The sequence below is a fragment of the Calothrix sp. CBUCES-K 9914 genome (assembly GCF_059640475.1).
In genome coordinates, this window is record NZ_JBXXZH010000149.1 from 1 (window position 1) to 23,660 (window position 23,660).

Here is a 23,660-nt window from a genome sequence, read left to right on the forward strand (position 1 = left end):
CAGCAGCATACATTTGACCTTTATCGTTCCGCATGTCTGTTATCTCAAAGTTATTTGCTACTACTAACCTACCCAAATGGTTTAATGGTAAGTTATAGTGCTTAACTAAATCTTCGAGTAAAGGACTAGCCTCAACTTTTGCATCAAGTCCAGTCGCATCAACAATAAAGTCGGCATCAAGCGTCATCTGCCCAAAACCTTGTTCTTCTATATATGTAATTGTCCTTCCTTTGGCATCCTGCTCTACTTTTTTAACTTTGCCAAACTGGATATTATACCAACCTTCGCGTAACCCTGTTTCTGTAATACGTTGCCAGTCCGAACGGTCGGCTGTTGTCGTACCACCCCAGTCGGTAAGTAGAGTTTTACGTTCGTCGGGACTCGCTTTTTCGAGCATGACGCGAAGTTCTCCACCCCAGCAAGCTTTAGGCCAGTTGAAAGGTTGAAACTCGTAGTGATTTTTAACTAAACGCTGGGCTTTTTGGAATGTGTTGCCTTGCGGTTTAGGAGAACGCATTAAATGTAATACTGTTATATTTTTGTTTTTATTCCGTGCTTCGTAAAGTCGCTGTACAACGCGCGAAGCAACAATACCACGTCCGCGAATTAAGACTTTGCCACCTAAACGTTCGAGTTGTTCATAAACGTGGTTGTGGTCTTCGTAGGCATTAACAACTGATTTAAAATCTTTATATTTTTCTCGATATGCTTGGAGGTCAGGTAAAAACTGAATAGCTGGATACCCAGTTGCTAAGTGCAGATATCGCGTTACCATAAACGCATGACTTCCAGGCGCCTTTGAATAAGCGACACAATATCTGCCATCATCGGTTTTACGGATACCTCTAACTCTGCCGTAGCGATATATTTTATCCCAAGCAATACGCTTTGCTTCGCGGTCTATCGAGTCAAAAACATTTCCGGCACGGGGTGTATAAGTTTCAGCAAAAGTAGGTTCGGAAAATACTTGCCATAAATGCACAATAGCTTGGTTGAATTTACCTTTAGTAACATCATGCCAAGCTTCGCGCAATGCATAACTAGGATATCCCCAAATATTATCAGGGCATGAGTCAGAATTAGAACGCAAACGTTCGTGTAAAGGAATTTGCGAATTCAGGCAAAGACGTTTGTAACGCGCGTAAGGTTCTTTTTCTAAACCGAGAGCAACTATTTTTTCTGTTTTAACACCAGAGAGTCGCAGTAAGTCAGCCCAAATAAAACTACCTAAACCGGCGCCAACTGTAAGAAAATCACATTCTTCTACAGGTAAACCAGTTGCATGGAGTGCTTGTACAGGTATTTTTTGCTGCTGATTAAATAAAGGAGGAGGAAAACTGCTGCCGAGTGGTGTTGCTTGTGGAGGTGTGCGCCAGTTCGGGTCGGGCAGGTTAGTATTAGGGTTAAATTGAATCGCGGAGTGACTCGCTGCTGGTTGCGGTCGTGGAGGTGCGCTAACTCCAAATGTAACAGTAATAATATAGGGTCCTATTTGCAACGTATCACCACTTCTAATCACGCTTCGTGTTTGGCGTTGACCGTTAACAAATATACCATTAACACTAACTTGGTCAGTCGCAACAAGCTCATCATGCTGCCATTCCAATATCACATGGAACCGTGAAATCTCGTTACTATCAAGTATCATTCGCGTCACACGCTGACCATTATGTTCGGCAGGCATCCGCGCGAATTCTCGACCAAAAGCAATTGGGGCACTCAAACGTGGTTCGCGTCGTTCTCCGGTTGCCGGGTCATCCCAACTTAATTGTATTGGTTGGCTATTGGTCATGAGTTTTTAGTTATGAATTTTAAGTTATGAGTTAATAATTAAGAGTTAATAGGATATTTATTGATTATCTGGCGCCACCAAAACACTAGCAGCAGCAGCAAGCGAAGTTCCACACCACATACAGCCAGTATTCAAATGTTCTAGCGAAGAAACTCGATAGCACCTAGGACACTGCAAACCATAAGTTGCTTGATGTTGGTGTTGATGATGTTGATGTTCGTGTTTTGCTTGTTGGTGATTACCTGTAGGTTTTAGCGGTGCCCTTGGTATATTGACTGGAGGACCCGACAATACAGTTGGAGGAACACTGCTAGCTTCAGAGACAAACACAGCTAAAACCTTAATTTGAGTTTGTCCAAGAAAAATTACACTACCCTGTTTTAAAGGTTGTTCTCCCTGACTAAGTTGTTTGCCATCTACATTTGGAGGATTGGAGGAGCGCAAATTACGAATTAAAAATTGCTGTAAATTAAAAAATATTTCAACGTGTAAACCAGATACCGTAGGGTCAGAAAGAACAATATCGCACCGGAGTGGGTCGCGACCAATCCGAACAGTACCAGCATTTTTCGTATTTTGCTGCTGCTCATAAATCGTCTGAGTTTTTTCTTTACCTGCGTCGTACCACTGTAAAGTTAGTGCGCTCATCTTTAATTGCCTGGAGACTCCTCTAAATAGTTACTTCAAATATAAATTGTCACATTCCATTAGGGAAGGGTAAAGCGGAAAGGGAAGATGGCACCTCCCAACTCCGCTCTTTGTAAGGTGCGTGACACCATTAGATTAGTGGCTCCGTTGTTAAATTGTAATAGTGTCACGCACCCTACCCTCTTGCCGAAGCTAATCGATCTGCGACTCGTGTTGTTTCTGGAAGACGATATTTCGTAGTGCAGCACAACGCATAATCAATAGCTGTTGGCAAACTAATCCGATGACCTGGAGAAACATAAACTGGTTTGACTCCTGTACGTGTGCGTACAACTGCTCCAACCGTTTCACCTTTATATATCAAAGGTTGCCAACTACCTTTTGTGTCGGGTAAAGGTTCATGTTTGCCAACCAACAAAGATTTAGCTACACCAATTGTCGGTATGTCAACTATGACTCCTAAATGGCAAGCTATACCGAATTTGCGAGGATGGGCAATACCTTGACCATCACAAAGAATAATATCAGGTGTAATAGTTAACTTGGACAAAGCATCAAGCACAGCAGGTACTTCGCGAAACGAAAGAAAACCTGGAATATAAGGAAACGCTGTTGGACGGTAAGCTATAGTTGTTTCAACTATCTGCAAGTCAGGGTAACTCAACACTGCCACAGCTGCCCGACTAACAGTACCATTTTCCTCAAACCCCATATCGACCCCTGCAACGTACTCGATATTTTGCTTAAGTTTATCTTCGGTTATAACCTCACTACTCAACTGTTCCTGAATAGCTATTGCTTCTTCCGTTGACAGTGACCACTCGTGACGTTGATAAATCTTCATAAATCTTAAATAAATTATAGAAAGATTAAAATAAACTAAAATACATTAAAACTAAAGTTATCAACCTTACACCAACATTAATTATTAGTGCTAGTAGATATATACCAACAATTACATATAGCTTACTTCAAAACACATAAATATGCAAAACGTGCGTAGAAACACGTCCCTAACTTCCAACCACGTTTTTACGCGCGTTGGAGATACTGGACTATTAATATTGGGTGGGATTCATCTTCCGTCCCTTTACAAAAATAAATAAAATCCCGGTTCATTTAAAAAACCGGGAATATCAAACTCTTCTATTTAAAATCTGCAAGCGATGAACCGACAAAGAAATAAAACTACACAAATTTTGTTGTGTTAGTGTAACTCCGGCGTATCTAGAGCAAGATGTCAGGTGCCTTCGGTCTGTGCAAGATGTCAGGCGGGACGCCTAACCTACAAGATTTTTTTATCCGTTACATCCGTTACATCCGTTACATCCGTTGCCAAGTATTCATTAAGGTCTTCTTATAAAAGGGTTTGTTGTTGGAGATGGAATAGCTAGGTTAGGGTTAACAGGAGACGGCGCCGGAGTGGGTTTAGGTTTAACAGTGATAACAAATGTTTTTTCTGGAGGTTGTTGCTGCTTACCTGATTTATCAATGACTTTAAGTGTAACTTGTGATGGGAAGTTAAGAAAAACAGGAAGTTGTTTTGTATCACTTTGTTTCACGTCACCATAAGGTTCTAATTTAACTTGAATATTTTCTCCCTCTACTTTCCAACTGAGTGTAACTGTTTCTCCTTCGTTTAATTGTACATTTAATGGTTGGTCACGGTTATTAATTTTAAAAAACACAATTTCCGAGGGTTTTGGTAATATTTCAATTTTCGTATTAGCTTGGCTATTTCTGTCAGATATACCGAGAGTTTCAACCTTTATTTTAGGAATAAAAATTCCAATTTTGTTAAATATAATATCAGTGCTACAGTTATATTTTACATCTGCTTGAGTTGGTTTACAAATTTTTTTAGTTTCCTGTTCAGTAATTTCCTTACCATTTTCATCTCTGAATTTTATATTTATGGGCTTCATCACATCTAAAGTGTCAGTATTTTTTAGATATATTGTAGCTTTCGATACTGATTCTGGTTGCGTCATTTTCCATGTTAAATTGATTTTTTCGCCTTTTTGATATTGTTGTTTATTTGTTTTAAATTCTACTACTGTTGCTATTGGTTTTTGTGCAATTTCAATGACGTTTGGAGTCTTCTGTGAAGGAGAAAATACAACTTTTCTATTAAAAAATGATGAATTTTGTATATAAGAAGCTTTAATTTCAAATGCATACTTACCTGCTGTTTTGATTCCAGTAGGCACTTCTTTACATACTAAATCTTCTTGTATAAGGTTACAGGGTGGATTCTGAGTTTTAATTAGCTCCTCATAAATACTTTTTTTGTTCAAATCACGTAAAACTTTCTGGTTTGGTTGTGTAGTTGTTACTTGCAGAGTTTCGAGTCTTTGAAAGTTATTTATTCGCCAGTTTAATTTAATTTCATCACCTTCAAGTAGTGTTGAATCATTAGCAGTTAAATATTCAATTGTTAATGGGTCGGGGTGTAAAATTCTCCAAATAACATATGCGGCGCCTGCAAATAAGCCAACTCCAAGCAAAATCAACAGTAATAATTGCCACCAAGGACGCGCTTGCCATAATAAACTTGCTTGAGGCGATGCTCCCGCTAAAGGATAGCTTTGTTGGTCTGTAACATTAACTTGAAAGTTTATCTGTAACGGTTGACCAAACAAAGGTCGGCGCCACCAATGTCTGGGTTTAACTGTAAGGATAGCTTCTTGAGTTTTATCAGGTAATAATTTTATTTCTCTCGGCTCAAATTTGTAATCACAAAGTTCTTCTTCGTCTCTACTTTTCGCATTAAACAATAATTCTCGTATCAAATTACCCCGATTATTTAGTACTAACTCATACTTACCAGGTTTACGACTGACTCTTCCTAAAATAGTATTAAGTTCCACCCCAATTTGATAATCGTTTGGTATGTTGATGTATATTAAATCCAACAATATTAAATCTGGATTGTTTTCTGAGATTAACCGGATAGTCGGAGAATAACTACCAGCAAGTGTATCGACAGGAGGACGGAATTCTAAATTAATTTCACCTTCAGTATTGGGGTTAAGTTCGAGCGCACTAATATCAAATAACCCGACACTTTCCACTCCGCTACCAGGATAAGATATTTTAAACCATTTATCGTCCAAATCTGGACATGTCAAACGGAAGCGGTCAACACGATTTGATCTATTTTCAACTTTTACTACTACTTTTAAAGGTTCACCTGGTCTGTAATTTAAAGGTTTATTTGGGTTTGTCGCAGGAATAATCGAAAAAGTTGGGTCAGACGCGCGGATAACAGTTTGTTCTTTGAGCAGAACTTTGAGTTGCCCTGGAAAGTTTATTGGGGTATCTTGTGGATAATGTTCAGGAGAATCTACGACAAAAGTATAGTCATATGTTCCCGCAAGAGCATCAGCCGGAATTTCAAAATCAAACGTTACTTCATCACTACTTTCTTTGGGTGCAACTGCTAAACTAGCCCTTGGAGAAGCAGACCAGCCACTGACTTTTTGAAACGTCTCATCAAAACTAAAAAATAAATCAATAACAGCACTTTGGTCTCCCTCATTAATTACAACAGCATAAAGTGAAACTATATCTCCAGGCATTCCGTATTGAATTCCAGGTGGGTTGATAATAACTGATAATGGACTAATATCTTGCATATTATTTTTCCTTATTAATTTGGGTTAAGTCTTATGACTTGAGAATCTTTAGTACCAATAACAATAACATTTTGATTTTGATTTTGTTTAAAAGTAATACTGTTAATTCCGTTTCTTGTTGGACTTTCGTAAATAGTTTTACTATTGATAGTAGGTGAGTTTTTTCTATCCAGTGTATGGTCACTATTCAAATGCCATAAAATTACTCGTCCTTCTCTTCCACCACTAACTAACGAACTACCATCTGGACTAAATGCAATACTACTTATGCCTGCTTTTGATGACTCGTCTTGCCAGGAATCTAAAGGTTTGCAGTTTAATATATTAATTGGTGAAGAATTATTTGCAGAGCTATCCGATTTACATTTGCTTGGGTTTAAATCCCAAATTTTAATAAAACCAGCAGTATCAGAGGTTGCTAGAATTTTTTGTTGTGAGTTAAGTGGCTTAGGAATAAAGGCTAAAGCAAGAATAGAGTCATCTACTCCCCCTCGTCCATATATATTTTGTAATGACAAAGGTTTAAATTGGCTATTTTTATCTTGAGGTAATATTAAAAAACGGTTAAAGTTACCGGAAACAACAAGAAGTTTATCATCGGGACTCAAAGCTACCGCACTAATTGGAAACCTTTCTAGCTTTTGTTGTTTTTCTAGCTCAATAACTTCGTCAGGTTTAGAGGGAAATTTCTCATTTATTGTTGCTCTGCTCCATCTCCTTACCTTACCTTTACCCGAACCACTAAATAGCGATAGCGAGTTACTAGTAAATACTAAATCTGAAACTCTGTCGCCAGTATTTTTTGGACTTGTATTGTCTACAAGTTCAGAAATTGTATTACCTGTAGCAACTTCTCTTATTTCAATAACTCCATTTTGTAAACCAATTGCAACACTTTGATTTTGAACTGGCTCAAACCGTGCAACTTGAATAGCGCTATCGGCAATTCCGAATAATCCTTTAGGTCTATGAGATACATTATTACAAGCTACAGTATTTTGTGATGTTTTTGTTTCATCTGGTTGTATTGAGTTCTTGTCGAGTCTCCAAAATCTCAATGTACAATCATCAGATGCGCTGACAACAGATGAGACAGTACCATTAATATCAACTGAATTAACAGATGCGGTGTGTGAAATAGCTCTTTCTCTAAATATGAAAACTATTAGCAAAACAATTAAGGCAATAATCAAGGACTGAAGCCATAAAGGTATAATTGGTAGAACCTCTAACTCTAAACTATGAGTTGCAGGGTCTGTACTACCTAGTCTTTGGTCAGATAGTTCTGCTCTTGCTTCAAGAAATAAAGTTTTCCGAAAGCCCATCCAAAAACGTTTGGTTGTAGCTTCCAAAACAACTTTTGCTGTTTCTGCTAAATTTAGATTCGCCACTTCAGGAAACTTCTTAAATGTACATTTTCGCCAGTCTCTACCCTGTAACTGCACTTCAATTTCTTGGCGAAGATTGCTGGAATTTTTAAACAGCAATTCGTATGAAGCTGTTTTTGACTTCCAATCTGGCAACCACGGGCGCCGCTGTGGAATTCTTTGTCTAGGTTGTGGTACACTAAAGTTAATAAAGCCCACAGGCAGTACTTCTAAATAGCCCTTTGCATCTGCTGGGTAACTATTATTGCTAGTAGCTTCAACAGTAAAAACATAATTTTGACTGGGAGCTTGAACTACCGATGGTGGTTGACATTGAAAGCTGACTTCGGTTTGACTACCTGCATCGATTGTAAACCGACGTTCGGCGCTGTTAGTTACCCAAGATGAATCAACACCAGTAAAACGCAGTAGTACATTACTAGCTACTTGTCCCTGATTTCTAACACGCACAGGTATATTTACGGAGTTACCTGGATATACTTGAAAAGTACGTATTGGTAACTCAACACTAAGAAAAATAGGTTTATCATCTCGCTCAATTTCCAATCGTAGAGGAAGTCTACGCTCTCGTCCTAACTGAGGAGAAAATATTTTCACAGTCAGATTAACTGTGCCCACAAAACTAGGAATAGGTGTATTAAAAATAAATACTTGGAACTTAGTAGTACTACCTGGAGGTTTTGCAGCTGCAACTTCTGGTTCGAGTCGATACCAACGATAATCAGATTTACGAATTTCTCCAGCAGCAATAAGCTCTAATTGAAAATTAGCGAAGCGGTCACTATCATTATTAACCGTAACCTCAAATGAAACCTCGCCTTGATTTGGTCGATACTTTAAACTATATATTGATAGACTGGCGCCTATTACATTATTATTTTCCATATTATAAATTCAAAATTTATGAATATAATTGAGACATAATAACTCTCAATACTTTCTAAATTTGCTAGAACATAAGTTCTTACTAGTACTTTTGCTAAAAAACACGAAGAGTGCTTGAAAATACAATCACTCTCCGTCCTTACTACAAACTCTTAATCTTTTAAGTTTTTGAGATAATGCAAGACAGCTTGCGCGGTTGGTAAATTAGTCGCAAGTAAAACATTGTTAATATTGCATATCCTCAACAGTGCCTCTTCACTTGCTTGACCCGGTTGGGGCACCATCAAATCTCGAAGGAAAATAACAGCTAAAATTTCTCCAGAGTTAACCAAAGAGTTAATAGCTTGATATCCTCCCGAACTAGCAGGAGGAATTTCTTGAGTAACGCTTAAACCAGTTTGCTTATATAAATCATCGCTGAAAGTTTGCCATGTTCTTGTTAAACAGTACGATAAAAATTCCTCGTGTTCTGCAACAAGCTCAGTAAGTTCAGCCTTTTTGCTATCGTGACCTACAAGCACAATTTGCTTTTCTTCAAGAATTTTAGCAATCGGTACAAATGATTCTTCTAGTTCTTCAGTTTCCGGTAATTCTTCGTCCTGACTCGTAGCTATATCTTCGCTTTGAAGCTCAGGTGCTTCTACCTCAGTACTGGCAGACACTAATTCTTCCTCTACTTGTTGAGATGGTGTATCTACTTCTATATTTTCACTGTCATTACTTATTGCTTTGACAGGTGAGCTTGCTTCTTCATCCTGATCAACTTCTTGTGTTACATCGTTATGTGCAGAAATTTCTTCCTTGTCCTCCGTGCTAGCAATATTTTCGGCAACATCTTGAGTAGCAACAACATCATGTGCTTGAACAGTTGCATGTTCGTGATCTAATTGAGGCGCCTCCACATCATGTTCAGTATCATGTTCTGTGTCAACAACATGTTCAGTATCATTTTCTGTACTAACAACATCATGTGTTTGAACAATAGTATGTTCGTGTTCTAATTGAGGCGCCTCCACATCATGTTCAGTATCATGTTCTGTGTCAACAACATGTTCAGTATCATTTTCTGTACTAACAACATCATGTGTTTGAACAATAGTATGTTCGTGTTCTAATTGAGGCGCCTCCACATCATGTTCAGTATCATGTTCTGTGTCAACAACATGTTCAGTATCATTTTCTGTACTAACAACATCATGTGTTTGAACAATAGTATGTTCGTGTTCTAATTGAGGCACCTCCACATCATGTTCAGTGTCATGTTCAATGCCAACAACAACATTTTCTTGGTTGACATTACTAAGTTGAACTATAGTAGTTTCGTGAGTATATTCTGATGCTTCGTTGCTTTCGTGCGGCGACTCGACGGCAATATCAGGTGTAATAACATCTTCAGGCTGAATAAAAGTTGGTTCAGATTGTTCAACTTTTTGTGTCTGTTGTTTTGCTTCTACCTCTTTTGAAGTATTGACAATTTCTTGTTTTTCAGTTTCTTCTAAATTGCCAGCATCGATTTGCGAACTAACTAATTCATTGCTTGATCGATCAATCGCAGGTTGTAATTCCTGTTGTGGTGCAGCACTTTCATTTTGAGGGCGCCAGTTAGAAAATACCGAAGGATTAATAATTCTGACAACTGTTTCCGCTTGTTGGGATTCTATTTCTTCTTCCAACATCAGTGTAAAATCACCAATACGGATAATATCGCCATTTTTTAGTACATATGAATGATTTTTTTCAGCCAATTTACCGTTGACTATTGAACCATTTCTACTGCCAACATCACAGAAATAATAATTTCCTCCTTGAGAAAAGAACTTACCGTGCAATCGACTAACATCATCGCTATCGAGAACTAAATCAGAATCAGGGGAACGGCCAATTAAACATTCACTTCCTCTTCTGGTTGTAAGACTAAGGTCTACTTCCTCTAATTGAGTTTGTATTGAAGATGTGGAAATTTTGACTTTCATATTGGTTTCTCGTTAATACACTAGATTATTTTCTGGTTAATTTTATTAATTTCCGCTACCCATCGCTGACGGTGCATATGTTCTAAATTTAAAATATCCTCTTGCGACCAATGAAAATGATAAGCAATAAAAGCTACCTCCTCATATAAAGTATCTGAGGGGTAGCTCATTACTCCCCCGCGAATTCTAGCCTCACATTAAACTGCGTATCACAATGTGGGCAATGCGTTGGAATATGCGTATTTCCTTGCTGATTGATTCGATTATAGAATTCTCTCAGGTATGAAATATCACGCAGTACCAATCCTTCTAACTGTTCGGGAGTTACAGAGTTAAGACTGCCTAACCTTGAAATCACCCGCGAAAGCATAACTAAGGCGCCGTAAGCAGGATTATCCTGAACTATACGTTCTTGCTGCACCAAAATTTCATCCTTGGCTGTAGCTAAACGCATTACACCATGACGATGCACCCGTTCTTGAGAATCAACTAATCCTCTGGGAAGGGTAAAATTAAATTCAGTACAAAGTGTTTCCTTACGACGCATAAATCTTAATTTTGTGAAGTTTCTAGATTCCCAACTTCTGTCTGAAGTCGGGAATCTGAGGAAGCTGAATTTGAAGCAGGTTCCAATCCATTGATTTGACGGTAAAAATCTTGGAGGAAATTTAAATCCTGACTAAAAAAGTTCTCGACTATCGCGGGTGTTATTTCAGATAAGGCGCCTAAACGAGTAATCACGCGCGCCAAAATAATAATCGTGGCATAAGCAGGATTAGCTTTAACGCGCGGGTCACGCAAAGGTGAAATTTCGTCTATCGCAGTTGATAACCTCATTACACCAAATCGATGGAGGTTGCCGTCAGTGTCTATATATCCCTTCGGCAATGTAAACTCAAACTCTGTCTCGAACATAGTCAGTTATCCAACCTCCATTACTTCACCCGTTTAAATTCCTCAAAAGCAACTTCAACTTCCTCGATCTCAATTTCGGTACTGCGCGCGTTAACATCAGCAAGTTTGTAACGAGTCGGCCAAGCACCTGCTAATTCAAACCTGGCAACTTCAACACTTGCTTGATCGTAAATCGATAAAGCAACCAGTTTTCGTTGCTTTGCCCATTGGCCCGTTTGCACTTTGTCAAACCAGTTCCAAAAATCTACCGAGTTCGTCATACCCCGACGTAGAGTAATATTACCACTCTTAACATTGCCTGGAATCTTGGTTCTAACAGGTAAACCTTTAGATTGTCCGGAACCCGAACTTTGGGAAGTAACCTCGCAAATTTCGATTACATCCTGTGTTCTTGTAAAACCTTGACATTCCAAGAAGAAAGCATTAGACCCTTGTTGCCCATCTAGTTCTAATCCTAAATAGAAACGATGTGCCGTAAGAATCTCAGGATTTGTCCCACCTGCTTGTACCACTATTTACTCTTCCCCCTTTACCCCTTCTTTTTTACATTTCACGTTTAATACCTTCGTGAACTAGTTCAACTGTTTCATTTGCCATATCCCCACCAGATGCGGTTAGAGTTGGTCCTGTGTATTTACAGGGATAACAATTTTTTATGACCCAGCGCGCTTTTTCAGTACCTTGTTGATCGTAAGCAACTACTGAGGCACCCTTGCGATTTTGCTGCCACTGCCTAGGGTCTCCCATATCTTCGTTACACTTTTGATACCATTGATAAAGGTCTTTATCATCAGTAGCTATAACTTTTACTGTTACATTAGTAAATTTTACGACAGTAGGTGTTGCTTGCCGGAAAATCTTTCCTTGTCTTGATGAGCCATGAACTTCTTGAGCGGGGGTGTTTTCTATACCTAAGCCGCTTATTTCTTTGATAAATTTATCTGTTATTCCGTCTGCTTCAAAGTAAAATTTACAAGCAGTAAGCATTTCTCCTGGCATATTGTTTTAACTCCTATGTAATTAGTTATTTGTTCAAATGAATCATTGTCAGAGACGCAATTTTGGTAGAGACCGAATTAATACGGTCTCTACTGTTGTTCGTCGTCTTCAATACCGTTCCATTGACTAATACGGAGGATGACGAATTCTGCTGGTCTAACGGGACATACACCGACTTCGATGTATAAACGACCTAAAATTCTAGTATCTGGTGGGTTTATTTCTTCGTCGCATTTGACATAAAAAGCCTGTTCGGGTGAGGCGCCAAATAATGCTCCTTCACGCCAGATTCTTTCCAAGAAATTACTGACTGTTCTTCTAACGCGCGCCCACAGGTCTTCGTCGTTCGGCTCGAACACTACCCATTGAGTACCTAGTTCTAAAGATTTCTCAATGTAGCTAATCAATCTACGAACACTGATATAACGCCATTCGGTTTTATCTGGTTCAACTAGTGTACGTGCGCCCCAAATCCGAATACCTCGATTTGGAAATCTACGAATACAATTTATACCAAGTGGGTTTAAAAGTTCTTGCTCACGAAAATTGGTGTCATAGTCTAAACCAATTACACCTCTAGGAACTTCGTTCGCAGGCGCCTTGTAAACTCCGCGCGTTTCATCAGTACGACCCCAAACACCCATAACATGACCGCAAGGAGGAACACTGATAGGGTTGCCACGGTCGCGTGGGTTCGCTACTTTAATCCAAGGATAATAAAGGGCACCGAACATCGAACGGCGATTAAATCGATTCAACCATTCTACAACCTGCTGCGGTTTGGGACAGTCGGGAGGAGAATCAAGAACTACCATGCGGTTGGGTGGGTTAGGAATGTCCCCATTGTTGGCACCTTCGCACATGCTCAACATCAATTCCATGATGCCGTGAACTTGGTCTAAGTTCATCAATCCTGTTTGATACACACGCATCAAGTCAGGACAAGCAACCATTGTAATTTCATCGATTTCAAATAAACCGCGTACCCCTGTACGGTCGTCGCGCACACCCTCGATATCACTCGAAAATCTATCGGGTGCCGTGGGAACTATTGGTGCTGCAAGTTCGTACTGCCCATTACCTGGACGGCGTGCTAAAGGTTGTCCAGTTTGAGAAATATCTTCAATGGTTATAAACATCGAATTTCTCAATGCCGCAATTGCATAAGTTGCAAATTGACCATTTGGTTCGCGGTTCATCGTCAAGTTGTCGAACTCTTCAAGAGTTTCATCTCCTCGACGAATTTGCACTTTGAAGTACTCACCTGTATTCGGTGGCACCGACCCTTCTGTTCCTTCTGGCAAAGCGCGCGGTCCACTATCGCTAATCAAGATTAGAATTGCACCTGCTGCAACTTGTTCAGGACGCATACTAAAACGTAGCGCCGGACGATTACCTCGACCAGTAATCCGAAGAGAAGCTGGTTGTGGGTCTGGTGGTTTGGGAGCACCAGGTAACGAAGTACCAATACTAGTAATCCAGCAGCGACCACCACCATTCATAAAGTAGCCGTAGACTGAAAAAGGCAAGTAGGCATTAAAATCTGTAAAACCGTCAGAATTAGGACGAGCAAAGTAGTTTAAATACTGCGTCCAGTTAGTAACAAGCATCGGCTTGAATAACTCAGCCCCACCACGCACATCTTCAGTAAAGCCAACAAATCCAGCAATTGCTGTACTAACACCCTCTATCGGACGACTACCTCGGTCTATCTCTTCGATATAGACACCAGGAGCAAAATAATCAAGTCTTGGCATGAAAATCTCTCCAATACAATCAATCTAAATCAATGTATAAAATCAACCACTCAGCACTCAGCACTCAGCACTCAACACTCAGCACTCAACACTCAGCACTCAGCACTCAGCACTCAACACTCAGCACTCAGCACTCAGCACTACAAAGGATTTAACGAGATTTCTTTGAAAGAACAAGTTAAACCATCCACCAACGCATTTACTTGAAGGGGTAAATACCCAGGACTGGTAATTTCTAAAACATAATTACCATTACGAAGTTCTTCAAAGTAGAACAACCCCTCTTTATTGGTAGTAGCCGACTTTTTCATTCCTATCACCTTAACTTCTATATCCTTCATTGGCAGATTGGTAACAGTACTTGTGATAATTCCTGCGACTACTACCCGCTTAGTGATAGTTTCAATGCTTCCATTTCTATTTCCATTTTCACCTTGATTATCAAAATTATTACTGTATCGAAAAGTTCGTTCCCAAACTAAAGATACTGGGGATATTTGCGGCTCTACAGGAACTGTCACCATCAGATACAAAGCTGGACGTAAAGGTATAGTTAACGCACTCCACAAAGACCCAGCTTCAATTTGGGGTTCTACAGCAACCGTCATATTCAAATTTCCATAACCACGCAATTCTGGAACCAAAAACTCTTCCTTCAGCGCGCGGTGACGCAGTAGTAATGTCAAAGCTTGTGAAAGCAGGTAGTGTTCACCCAAAGCCGTTCTATCCCAAGCCGTCAGTACCATCGACACATCAAACCAAGTCGGCGACCAGTTCACAGAAGCAGGTTGCAAAGCTTGTGTCAGCCTACGCTCAACTTGCCTTCCCGAATGTTGGATTTGCTTACTCTCACGAATATCATATACATACAAATTAAGAATGGCGCCTCCACCTTCTTCTTTACGATTACTTGGATGACTAAACTCAATTTGCTCCGTATTACTAAGTGATGTACCTCCAGCAAGAATGGATGCTAGGGTTTGAAGAATAAAAATAAGCATGTGTTCGCATGGCTTCTATATGCGTTACGTTCCTTTCTTTGTATATACCTAGGTTATAAGAAGCAAACCCTTGTGGTAATTAGACTTTTGTCGATATTTTATGAAAGCCCCGTAGGATAGGCGTCTCGCCTGTCCTACAATATTTGACGGACAGGCGGGACACCTATCCTACGATACACAATATAAAGATATATTAAGAAGGGTTAAGAAAACGGGCATATTTTGCATAAGCACATGTGGACATCTACCAAATGAAAGTAAAGTGACAATTTAGTTGTAAAGGTGAGTAAAGCTATGACTATCAGCTTCTCTCTCGAGACACCGAAAAACGACTTTCATCTTACACAGGCGCCTTTAACAGAAAGTGTAGGGGGTGCAGAAAGTCTAAAAAGCTTCGTAGAACTGCAAGCAGAGCAACTAGTTTCCGAGCTAACGATTTGCTATGTACGCATTGTCTATTATGAGCCAGTATCAAAATCACATCAAGAGGTAAGTTGCTACGCAGATAATCAACCTCGTTTTTCTCAAAAAGATATAGCGTACTTAAGGTCAGAAACTTGGTTAACAGATTTTCCTCATGTGTGGGATGTTTCAGAATTTCAAATCGCTTATCCTACTGAGTATTTTTCTTACGTTTGCCCTATCGGCTATAAAAATCAAAAACCGGAATACATTCAAATCATCACTCATAAACCCTTATCTGTAAGGTGTCAAAAATATATCAAAAATGCTGCAATTCTTCTCGGTAAATATATAGATATCTACTTAGAAAAGTTACAGCAAAAGTATCAAATTCAGTTACTAGAGCATGTTGTTCATAAAGTTGGTCATCAATTGCGAAACTACATAGCATTGATAAAACTTTATGCACATAATTTACTTTTGGGGTTGCAAGATAGCTCTTTGCAAGACCAAGCAAAAGTAATTTGCGAGAGCGTAGAAGATTTAGACGTTAACTTAACGGATATAATCTCCTGCGGTAAGGCAACTATATTAAGAATAGCTCCTCATGACTTGAAAAGTTTAGTAGACGAAAGTATAAAATATTTTCAACCATTAATTAATGACAAAAAATTAAAAGTCAATATCCCCGAAACATCTGCTACATTACCTTTAGATAGGTTACAGATGAAGCAAGTGTTTGATAATTTACTCAGCAATGCAATTCACTTTAGCCCTAAAAACGGTGCCATTACTCTTAGCTGGCAAGTTTTTCATGAAGAAATATTGATCAAGATTTCAGACCAAGGATCAGGAATCTCACAAGAGGATATGCAAAAAATATTCACCCCTTTTTACTCGCGGCGCCCAGGTGGCACAGGGTTGGGTTTAACTATAGCCAAGAAAATAGTACTAGACCATTGTGGAAATATATGGGCGCATAGTCTTCATGGAGGTGGTACACAGTTTTCTTTAATTTTACCTACCAAAGGGAAAAAGTAAGAAATTATTATGGAGAAAACTTATGGAGAAAATAATGAATAAACAAATATCGATTTTACTCGTAGATGATGAAGAACGCTTTCGTCAAGGGTTACGAACTCTTCTAAATTTTTATAGTACGAGTGCTTCACTACCTGTAAATATTATTGGTGAAGCTAACTGTGTTGAGCAAGTAGTGAAGTTAGCCATTCAGAAAAACCCAGATGTAATTTTGCTCGACTTGGAATTGATCAATAGTGATGGAATTACCGCAATCGAACGTTTAAAAGACATTTCTTATGCTGGTAGGATTTTAGTATTATCTGCTCACCAAGAAGATAATTGGATTTTCCAAGCTATGCAAAAAGGCGCCGCTGGGTATGTTTTTAAAAACCGTGTAGCAAATCAGCTATGTGATGCAATTAACACAGTACTAAAGTCAGAAATTTATTTGCCACCAGAAGCAGCAAGCGCGTTTTTCCGCTATTTTCAACAAAGCGCTAGTTCTATCTCCAAAGCTTCTGAACAGTTGCATCTGACTGAACGCGAACAAGAAGTCCTACAATTATTAACTCAAGGCGCCTCAAATGACGAAATTGCTAAAAACCTCTATGTAACTGTAGCAACAGTCAAAGCCCATTTAACCAGTATTTTTGAAAAGTTGAAAGTTAGTAGCAGAACTCAGGCAATAGTCACGGCAATCAAATTAGGATTAGTTGAAACTTAGTAGTTCTACTTTTCACTAATTTAACTTCATTTGACTTATTTTTCACTTGTATATGCTTTCTATAGAATCATTTTACAAAGAGTATCCCTGTTCTCACAATTCCCCTTTGAATTGCGATAAACCATTGGAAACTGTTCAGGAAGTCCAGGGAGCTAAATTCTGTTTTGAGTGCGGTTTTCCAGCTTGTTTACCAGAAGAAGCTGAGATTAAAGGATACAGAGGCAGTTATCGAGTCACGAAGTTCTTGGGTATTCGGGGGTTTGGACGTTTATATTCAGGTACACAGATAAAAGACGGACAGCCAGTACTTATTAAAGAATACTTACTACCAACTCGTAGTTTCAATCAAGACGAAACTTTCAAACGCAAAGAATCTTTTAGACGCATAGGGGGAGTGGAATTAGCAGATGGTCGAGTTCAAAATTTTCGCTTGATTCAAACTTGGGAAGCTATTGCACCCGAACAGGGAGAACGCTGCTATTTAATTACAAAAGATACACAACCATCGCAAACCTTACGTCAGTACTTGAAACAATATGGTCGAATGTCCCCCGAACAAGTCCGCGAGTTTTTAGATGAAGTGCTGCAAACTCTAGTATTTATGCACTCACAAAAACTACGTTTTCCCTCGAATCAAGTCCAGCGAGGTTTGCAGCATGGAAACATTAATTTAGATAGCGTATTAATTAAAGTAGAAAATAAACAGAGGTTTGTAGCGTACCTTTGTGATGTAGCCATCTGGGAAAACCTGTTTGTTCCTCCTAGCATTCCTCAACCCACAGCTACGACAACAGTACAAGATTTAGAAGCTTTAGCGTTAGTCGCATTGCAGTTATGGGTCGGCAAATCACAGTCTATTGACCCCAAAGATGATAAAGTGTGGCCTGATAACGATATTCATTTAAAACGTTACCTTTATCGTTTGCTTTCTCTTGATACAAATTATGGAAGTGCAGAAATCGCGCGTACTGAACTGTTGAAACTTCCTCAACCTGATGAAAGCAATACAAAACCCTCCTCTGACGAAGAAGAACAGAAACGTTTTCCTAAGAAATATTTGTTGGGATTAGGACTATTGCTTTTATTACTATTGGCAGGCGCCTTATGGTATTATTTGTGGCTACGCAACAAACAAGGAGAAGCTCAATATTCAGCATGGCGAGACCTTACACGCAATTTTTCGGCGGTAAATAACGTCGGTTCGGGTAAATTTAATTACGTAGGAGAGAGCGATGGGACTTGGACTTATGTTTTGGGTCGGAATCCCGAAAATACTAACATAACATTGAATAATGAACTAACCGAACCAAAGCAAACAACAACATTTAATTACCAAGGGATTGTATCTAAGGATATTAAAGCAGGTAGTGAACCGGTACAAATATTGCTGCGACAAGACGCGCAAAAAAACTTTGCAATTACCTCTTTATCCGAGAACATCAAACTCGACATCATGGATAAAAAGCCAGTTGCCTATGATGGTTTATTAGTATTTGTCGCGTTTCATCAAGGAAGTAACCTAAGTCTCCACACAGGACTACAAGGTAAAATTTCTATCAAACAACTGCGTGACATATACGTAGGCAAATTTACAAAATGGAACCAACTCGACAAAAATTATCCTGACCTAGCAATTCAACCTCTAGTTCCAACCGAACCAGAAGCGATACAGCAATTCAAAAAGCTAGTTCTTAACAATGATCAACAAGATGTAGCTACATTTGAAGAAAAAATTGTTAAGTTATCAACTCAGAAAACAGGTGCTACGCAGCTGCAGATGAGTGAAGCAAATCGTAAAGGAGAAGCCACTGGTATTATTAGCTTTGGTATTCTCAGTAAAACTTGGGATCAATGTGCAGGCTATCCTCTGGCAATAGTCGATAGTAACAATCAAGAAATTCAAGCCTTATCCCTTATAATTCAACAACGTCCTATTCAACCTTCGGATAACTTGTGCGAAGAGAAAGGAAATCTTTATTTTGACGTTAAAAACTTTCAGGAGGGTGGAACAGAAAAATATCCTTTGAGCTATCCTCTTTATGTAGTGTATCCTAAAGAAGACACTCGTCAGACAGGAGGTGTTATTTTCGCTAATATGCTGAAAACCCGCCAAGGTCAGTGTTTACTATATAAGGTAGGTCTTGTTCCTTTACAACCTGTCCCTAATGATATAAAAAACGATGCCTGCAAATCGGTGCCCTAATCCTAGCTGTGAGTATTTTAACCGTGCCTTGCCAAATAATGCCAAGGTATGTCCTTGGTGTTCCACTCCTTTGGGTAATGTAATCCCTCCTACACCCAGTAATCCAACTAACTCGCAGTCTCCTCAACCAATAAAAGAACAACCCAGCTATCAACCTCCTCCCTCTCCTCCCCCTAATTATTCAAATTCAAATTATTCAACACAATACCAGCAGCGCGCATATGCACCACCACCTGTCCCCTCTGTACCTTCTTCAAGACTGCCAGTTTTAAAGCTTATTCATTCTACTGGTAGAGAATTTTATCTCGCAGGTGAAGGAGGTTCCATTGGGCGCCGCAGTCAAAGTATGCCAACTCCACCAGAGATAGACCTAACAGGCATTCCTCAAGAAGGTGTTGTTTCCCGGCGCCATGCCCGTATATTTTGGGATTGGTCGCAAAATGCTTATATGATTGTTGATACAAGTACAAATGGTGTTTATTTAAACGGCAACCTTCTTAACAGTGGAGTGTCTTACCGTATGCTTAATGGTGACTCTTTACAGCTTGGTCAAGATGGTTTAGTAACTTTTACTATAACAGTAACTTAAAACACTAACTTAAAACAGTAACCCAGAATTGTCATGCTGAACGTAGTGAAGCATCTAGCCTATCACGGGTAAAAATGAAACAATCAAATTCTTCCCTTTAGGAAATGCCTCATATTACGCTCAGAATGACCAAGTATTATCGTAAACTTATAACACTTGGAAATTTCACATTTTTAGACGCTACTAGCTTTTTACTTTTACGCTTCAAAATTCCAGCGGCACCTAAAGAAGCAAGTGTTAACACACCTAACCCCATTGAAGGTTCAGGAATAGATTTATTTCCAGCGTTGATAGCTGCTAAAGCTGCGTTTGCAATTAATTCATGCGCGCGTGACGAAGGATGGACATCATCAAAGAATAGATAACTATTCGGGTTATCGCAAATACTTGTGACGCCTGCAAAATTACCAGTGACACAAGTACCTGTAACATTATCAAACTTAAATTGACTTGGATTATTGCGTACTGTTCTAAACAGTGTATTAACATCAACAGAATATATATTTAACTGCGGGTTCTCAGCGCGAAGGATATTCAAAGTAGTTGCTAGCACCTCATTATGCTGTTGTGTTAGAAAATTTAATCCTTGAGCTTGAGTAAGACCTTGGCGCTGCGCCAAAGGGGTTTCACCTAAATCTGCCAAGTTAAACACTAAGAAATTTTTGGCGCCTCCTTGAGCAAGTGAACTAATTGAGGTTTTTAGATTGCCAATTACTTCATTTACTGTTTTGCCAGCAAAGTAATCATTTGAACCACCCCAAATAGAATAGAGCGCATTTGAACTAACTGGAAGATTTGGAGAATTTTGTTGAAATAAGCCAACTTGTCCTAATACACCTGGTATCTTGAATTCTTCAGGAAAATTGGGAGGGGGATTTGTTACACCTGTTTGGGCGCCACCAAAAGCAAAATTAACACCCCCAGCAGGAATAGTAGTAGGATTAAGAGAAGCAAAAGGTGTAGGTGTTGGCTGACCAATTTCCTTACTAAAATAATCAACCCATATATCACCATTAGAAAAACGCCCAGGAGAATAAGCAGGTTTCGTTGAACCAGCAACAGTAGTTACGGGAAATGGTCCTCCCGGAAAAATAGTACTAGAAGCAAATAAGTTACCCGTATCAGAGAGGCTATCACCAAAACTAAAAAGCTGATCAAACTTCAAATCCGCAGCCATCGTCTTCGATGATGACATCACGGAGAAAACAACACATCCTGCCGCTATTAGTACCTTTTTCATGTTAATCCACAAACTAGTAATTTATTACACGTAGGTTGGGTTGAGGAACGTAACCCAACATAAACAATTGTTAAGTAAGCAACATTTAACCGTAGTAGTGTCACGCACCCACTTGGGATTGTTACAATCTCGTAAGTTTTGTTTATTTTTTATCTAACTCTTGTGTTTTTTAGTACAAAAGTATGTAATTTTACTTAAGCACAATATCAATGTAAACTAACAGGCATTGCAGTGTCACATCTATATTTAAAATCTTTAGAGACGTGCTTTATTTATAAGGTTATTGTGAAGAATCTGTAAATTTTCCAGAACTTAAGTAAAGCCCACTTTAAAAGCAGAGTGTCTACACAATTATTATAAAGTTGCTTTGTACCACTATATAGCCTTGTAGCACAGGCATCCTGCCTGTGTATTGAGGCGCCTCGCCTGTGCGTAAGTGTTTATGCTCATTGCTTTAATAAATTTTTGATTCGTTATAAGTTCGACCTTTGGCTAATTTTGATTCTGGAGATGTGCCTTTAGCCTAGACTTATATTATGAAATCTAAATTATGGACTTAGAAAAAAGAGAAATCTTTTACACACCTCTTGGGGACGTTGGTGGTACCACAGGATATGTTGGCATTCCAGCAGTATCTAATCCAAGTAAAGTTTCTCAAGACGCAGAGCGATGTCTTAAAGATTCACTCTTGTTAGCTACACTTACTCAGAGAGTGTATGAACTATTACTGGAAGATATTCGTAATCAACGAGAGAGAGTAAGTAACTACGGTCAAAAAAGGTGGTTATGATGGCAGGTAATAACAGCAACGTTACTCATGAATTAAATTATGTTACAACCAATCGATTTTATATCGAGATAGAAAGTGCTATCGCGGCATCTTTTACTGAATGTTCAGGACTAGGCGCCCAAATTCAAAAAAAGGTTGTTCCAGAAGGGGGTGTTAATGACCAGCAGAGAGTATATTTGGGGCACGTTGAATTTAGTGATGTGACATTGAAACGTGGTGTTACCGACCATCCAGGTTTTTGGAACTGGATAAGTGAAGTTTTTAATGAAAACAGCGCAACATCTCGACGCAACGTGAATATCTTAGTTTTTAACCAAGCTGGTGAAACAATGATGAGTTGGACACTTATTGGTGCTGTTCCTGTTGGTTGGAAGGCGCCTGCATTGCAAGCAGATGGAAATACCGCAGCAATAGAGGAATTAACGTTAGCCTATGAAGGTTTACAATTTGGGAAAGAAAAAGGCGGAGGCAACAAGTCAACAAGAGCGAAGTCAGGATTTTTCGCTTCCAAGTAATGTATAAACCGGGTTTCTATACAACACAACCTGGTTTATACACAAATGATTAAATAGGATTCATGTTAGATATGGAAAATGCTCAACCGTTAGGAAGCAAAGAAAATGGACTTGAATTAGGTGAGTCAATATTTCAACCTAATAGATTGATTTTGAGACAAGAATCCAACTTTATTCATAGCCTGAATAATTTCAATAATCCTATTGCTAATCACACACCGTTAGCTACCGATTCTAAATTTATATTGCCCCGCCGTAACAACAATAATTTTTCAAACTGGGATGATTGGAATAATAGCGATGTAAACACAGAGTTCTTTTCAGAAGAGAGCAGAAATGCTCAAAATCAAGACTCAAGTACTATAAGTACACTGCCGATTTATAACCAAAGTAACTTAGGTGAAGAGAATACAGTAAAAAAACATAATACATCTCAAGGAAAAAAAGCAAGTAAAAATCATAAATCTCAAAGCAAAACGAAATCAACATCACCATTACAAGCTAAAAGTGACCCAAAAACCAAAAAAACAACAAAACCCTCTAAAACGAACAAAGCAAACAAGCAAAAACACGTTACTGCCGAACCAAATGACATCAACGAAACTTTATTATTAAATGAGACTTCTCAAATATTGCCTAATACGTACTATGAGAATTCAGAAACAACAGTCCCAAGTGCCGTTAACCAAACAGCGTCACAAGAAACTTCGTCTACTCCATTACAACAAGCTTCTAACCCAAACAGTAATGCTACACCATCAAATATAGAAACAACGGCGCCAGAAAACAATCCAGCGTCACTAAAAACTTCGTCCACGCCATTACAGCAAGCTTCAAACCAAACATTTAACCTAACAACACCAAACTTAGAAACAAATATACTAGCTTCCGAGCAACCTGTATCACCTCAAAGTTCAGAAGTAGTACCATTACAACAAGTTTCAAATCAAACATTTAACCCAGCAACACCTCAAAGTTCAGAAGTAGTACCATTACAACAAGCTTCTAACCAAACATTTAACCCAGCAACACCAAATTTAGAAGCAACCCTACCAACTTCTCAGCAACCTGTACCACCTCAAACTTCGGAAGTTGTACCATTACAACAAGCTTCAAACCAAACATTTAACCCAGCAACACCAAATTTAGAAGCAACCCTACCAACTTCTCAGCAACCT

At 39.0% G+C, this 23,660-nt stretch carries 22 protein-coding genes; 8 read left to right on the forward strand and 14 right to left on the reverse strand.

From position 1 onward, the window contains the following. The 12 genes from AC2JBO_RS27710 to AC2JBO_RS27765 form a co-directional block, all read right to left on the reverse strand. Positions 1 to 1,792: FHA domain-containing protein (locus AC2JBO_RS27710; protein ID WP_496956848.1), on the reverse strand; the 1,792-nt coding region annotated here is incomplete at its 3' end. Positions 1,793 to 1,849: 57 nt separating this feature from the next. Further along, positions 1,850 to 2,440, reverse strand: coding sequence for an FHA domain-containing protein (locus tag AC2JBO_RS27715; protein WP_496956849.1), 591 nt, complete (start codon positions 2,438 to 2,440; stop codon positions 1,850 to 1,852). A 175-nt stretch (positions 2,441 to 2,615) separates the two neighbouring features. Further along, complete coding sequence (gene nfi, locus AC2JBO_RS27720) at positions 2,616 to 3,284, reverse strand: deoxyribonuclease V (protein WP_496956850.1); 669 nt, start codon at positions 3,282 to 3,284, stop codon at positions 2,616 to 2,618. A gap of 502 nt (positions 3,285 to 3,786) precedes the next feature. Next, positions 3,787 to 6,078 carry a COG1470 family protein gene (locus AC2JBO_RS27725; RefSeq protein ID WP_496956851.1) on the reverse strand — a complete coding sequence of 764 codons (2,292 nt, stop codon included), beginning with the start codon at positions 6,076 to 6,078 and terminating at the stop codon, positions 3,787 to 3,789. A 14-nt stretch (positions 6,079 to 6,092) separates the two neighbouring features. Further along, positions 6,093 to 8,351, reverse strand: coding sequence for a hypothetical protein (locus tag AC2JBO_RS27730; RefSeq protein WP_496956852.1), 2,259 nt, complete (start codon positions 8,349 to 8,351; stop codon positions 6,093 to 6,095). A gap of 152 nt (positions 8,352 to 8,503) precedes the next feature. Then, on the reverse strand, positions 8,504 to 10,324 hold the full coding sequence (locus AC2JBO_RS27735; RefSeq protein ID WP_496956853.1) for an FHA domain-containing protein: 1,821 nt from the start codon (positions 10,322 to 10,324) through the stop codon (positions 8,504 to 8,506). Positions 10,325 to 10,344: 20 nt separating this feature from the next. Beyond that, positions 10,345 to 10,494 carry a DUF6760 family protein gene (locus AC2JBO_RS27740; RefSeq protein WP_496956854.1) on the reverse strand — a complete coding sequence of 50 codons (150 nt, stop codon included), beginning with the start codon at positions 10,492 to 10,494 and terminating at the stop codon, positions 10,345 to 10,347. Beyond that, positions 10,494 to 10,871, reverse strand: a complete 378-nt coding sequence (locus AC2JBO_RS27745; protein WP_496956855.1) for a phage tail assembly protein — start codon at positions 10,869 to 10,871, stop codon at positions 10,494 to 10,496. Before AC2JBO_RS27745 ends, AC2JBO_RS27740 begins: the two co-directional genes overlap by 1 nt. Positions 10,872 to 10,876: 5 nt before the next feature. Next, positions 10,877 to 11,239: a hypothetical protein gene (locus AC2JBO_RS27750; protein WP_496956856.1), complete on the reverse strand. Its 363-nt coding sequence runs from the start codon at positions 11,237 to 11,239 to the stop codon at positions 10,877 to 10,879. A gap of 20 nt (positions 11,240 to 11,259) precedes the next feature. Beyond that, the gene (locus AC2JBO_RS27755) at positions 11,260 to 11,751 is read right to left on the reverse strand and encodes a phage tail protein (RefSeq protein WP_496956857.1); all 492 of its coding nucleotides are present in this window, start codon (positions 11,749 to 11,751) and stop codon (positions 11,260 to 11,262) included. A gap of 31 nt (positions 11,752 to 11,782) precedes the next feature. Beyond that, positions 11,783 to 12,238 carry a phage tail protein gene (locus AC2JBO_RS27760; protein WP_496956858.1) on the reverse strand — a complete coding sequence of 152 codons (456 nt, stop codon included), beginning with the start codon at positions 12,236 to 12,238 and terminating at the stop codon, positions 11,783 to 11,785. A gap of 89 nt (positions 12,239 to 12,327) precedes the next feature. Next, positions 12,328 to 13,995, reverse strand: coding sequence for a phage tail sheath family protein (locus AC2JBO_RS27765; RefSeq protein ID WP_496956859.1), 1,668 nt, complete (start codon positions 13,993 to 13,995; stop codon positions 12,328 to 12,330). Positions 13,996 to 14,027: 32 nt separating this feature from the next. On the opposite strand from AC2JBO_RS27765, the gene AC2JBO_RS27770 reads away from it, so the two are divergent. Further along, positions 14,028 to 14,150: a hypothetical protein gene (locus tag AC2JBO_RS27770; RefSeq protein ID WP_496956860.1), complete on the forward strand. Its 123-nt coding sequence runs from the start codon at positions 14,028 to 14,030 to the stop codon at positions 14,148 to 14,150. Here the strand turns inward: AC2JBO_RS27770 and AC2JBO_RS27775 are convergent. After that, entirely contained in the window at positions 14,136 to 14,996 is an 861-nt protein-coding gene (locus tag AC2JBO_RS27775; RefSeq protein ID WP_496956861.1) for a Pvc16 family protein, read from the reverse strand. The two genes, AC2JBO_RS27770 and AC2JBO_RS27775, sit on opposite strands and share 15 nt — an antisense overlap. A gap of 294 nt (positions 14,997 to 15,290) precedes the next feature. On the opposite strand from AC2JBO_RS27775, the gene AC2JBO_RS27780 reads away from it, so the two are divergent. The 4 genes from AC2JBO_RS27780 to AC2JBO_RS27795 all read left to right on the forward strand — a co-directional run bounded on the left by AC2JBO_RS27780 (position 15,291) and on the right by AC2JBO_RS27795 (position 19,937). Continuing rightward, positions 15,291 to 16,439 carry a sensor histidine kinase gene (locus AC2JBO_RS27780; protein ID WP_496956862.1) on the forward strand — a complete coding sequence of 383 codons (1,149 nt, stop codon included), beginning with the start codon at positions 15,291 to 15,293 and terminating at the stop codon, positions 16,437 to 16,439. Between the two features lie 34 nt (positions 16,440 to 16,473). Then, entirely contained in the window at positions 16,474 to 17,145 is a 672-nt protein-coding gene (locus AC2JBO_RS27785) for a response regulator (protein WP_496956863.1), read from the forward strand. Between the two features lie 124 nt (positions 17,146 to 17,269). Beyond that, a complete protein-coding gene (locus tag AC2JBO_RS27790; protein WP_496956864.1) occupies positions 17,270 to 19,348 on the forward strand; it encodes a substrate-binding domain-containing protein in 2,079 nt (692 codons plus the stop codon). Continuing rightward, positions 19,326 to 19,937: an FHA domain-containing protein gene (locus AC2JBO_RS27795; protein ID WP_496956865.1), complete on the forward strand. Its 612-nt coding sequence runs from the start codon at positions 19,326 to 19,328 to the stop codon at positions 19,935 to 19,937. Before AC2JBO_RS27790 ends, AC2JBO_RS27795 begins: the two co-directional genes overlap by 23 nt. 136 nt (positions 19,938 to 20,073) lie before the next feature. On the opposite strand, the gene AC2JBO_RS27800 is transcribed toward AC2JBO_RS27795, so the two are convergent. Further along, positions 20,074 to 21,177, reverse strand: coding sequence for an SGNH/GDSL hydrolase family protein (locus AC2JBO_RS27800; protein ID WP_496956866.1), 1,104 nt, complete (start codon positions 21,175 to 21,177; stop codon positions 20,074 to 20,076). A gap of 550 nt (positions 21,178 to 21,727) precedes the next feature. On the opposite strand from AC2JBO_RS27800, the gene AC2JBO_RS27805 reads away from it, so the two are divergent. The 3 genes from AC2JBO_RS27805 to AC2JBO_RS27815 all read left to right on the forward strand — a co-directional run. Further along, on the forward strand, positions 21,728 to 21,967 hold the full coding sequence (locus AC2JBO_RS27805; protein ID WP_496956867.1) for a hypothetical protein: 240 nt from the start codon (positions 21,728 to 21,730) through the stop codon (positions 21,965 to 21,967). Further along, complete coding sequence (locus AC2JBO_RS27810; protein ID WP_496956868.1) at positions 21,964 to 22,482, forward strand: phage tail protein; 519 nt, start codon at positions 21,964 to 21,966, stop codon at positions 22,480 to 22,482. The genes AC2JBO_RS27805 and AC2JBO_RS27810 overlap by 4 nt, the downstream gene beginning before the upstream one ends. A gap of 71 nt (positions 22,483 to 22,553) precedes the next feature. Beyond that, on the forward strand, positions 22,554 to 23,660 hold a 1,107-nt coding region (locus tag AC2JBO_RS27815; RefSeq protein ID WP_496956869.1), incomplete at its 3' end, for a hypothetical protein.

Bases quoted from the DNA above. Each gene is read 5' to 3' on its own strand.
- AC2JBO_RS27730 (WP_496956852.1), bottom strand. From the start codon at position 8,351: ATGGAAAATAATAATGTAATAGGCGCCAGTCTATCAATATATAGTTTA.
- AC2JBO_RS27775 (WP_496956861.1), bottom strand. From the start codon at position 14,996: ATGCTTATTTTTATTCTTCAAACCCTAGCATCCATTCTTGCTGGAGGT.
- nfi (WP_496956850.1), bottom strand. From the start codon at position 3,284: ATGAAGATTTATCAACGTCACGAGTGGTCACTGTCAACGGAAGAAGCA.
- AC2JBO_RS27805 (WP_496956867.1), top strand. From the start codon at position 21,728: ATGGACTTAGAAAAAAGAGAAATCTTTTACACACCTCTTGGGGACGTT.
- AC2JBO_RS27735 (WP_496956853.1), bottom strand. From the start codon at position 10,324: ATGAAAGTCAAAATTTCCACATCTTCAATACAAACTCAATTAGAGGAA.
- AC2JBO_RS27770 (WP_496956860.1), top strand. From the start codon at position 14,028: ATGTATAAAATCAACCACTCAGCACTCAGCACTCAGCACTCAACACTC.
- AC2JBO_RS27745 (WP_496956855.1), bottom strand. From the start codon at position 10,871: ATGCGTCGTAAGGAAACACTTTGTACTGAATTTAATTTTACCCTTCCC.
- AC2JBO_RS27715 (WP_496956849.1), bottom strand. From the start codon at position 2,440: ATGAGCGCACTAACTTTACAGTGGTACGACGCAGGTAAAGAAAAAACT.
- AC2JBO_RS27810 (WP_496956868.1), top strand. From the start codon at position 21,964: ATGATGGCAGGTAATAACAGCAACGTTACTCATGAATTAAATTATGTT.
- AC2JBO_RS27785 (WP_496956863.1), top strand. From the start codon at position 16,474: ATGAATAAACAAATATCGATTTTACTCGTAGATGATGAAGAACGCTTT.
- AC2JBO_RS27780 (WP_496956862.1), top strand. From the start codon at position 15,291: ATGACTATCAGCTTCTCTCTCGAGACACCGAAAAACGACTTTCATCTT.
- AC2JBO_RS27765 (WP_496956859.1), bottom strand. From the start codon at position 13,995: ATGCCAAGACTTGATTATTTTGCTCCTGGTGTCTATATCGAAGAGATA.
- AC2JBO_RS27740 (WP_496956854.1), bottom strand. From the start codon at position 10,494: ATGAGCTACCCCTCAGATACTTTATATGAGGAGGTAGCTTTTATTGCT.
- AC2JBO_RS27760 (WP_496956858.1), bottom strand. From the start codon at position 12,238: ATGCCAGGAGAAATGCTTACTGCTTGTAAATTTTACTTTGAAGCAGAC.
- AC2JBO_RS27750 (WP_496956856.1), bottom strand. From the start codon at position 11,239: ATGTTCGAGACAGAGTTTGAGTTTACATTGCCGAAGGGATATATAGAC.
- AC2JBO_RS27725 (WP_496956851.1), bottom strand. From the start codon at position 6,078: ATGCAAGATATTAGTCCATTATCAGTTATTATCAACCCACCTGGAATT.
- AC2JBO_RS27795 (WP_496956865.1), top strand. From the start codon at position 19,326: ATGCCTGCAAATCGGTGCCCTAATCCTAGCTGTGAGTATTTTAACCGT.
- AC2JBO_RS27800 (WP_496956866.1), bottom strand. From the start codon at position 21,177: ATGAAAAAGGTACTAATAGCGGCAGGATGTGTTGTTTTCTCCGTGATG.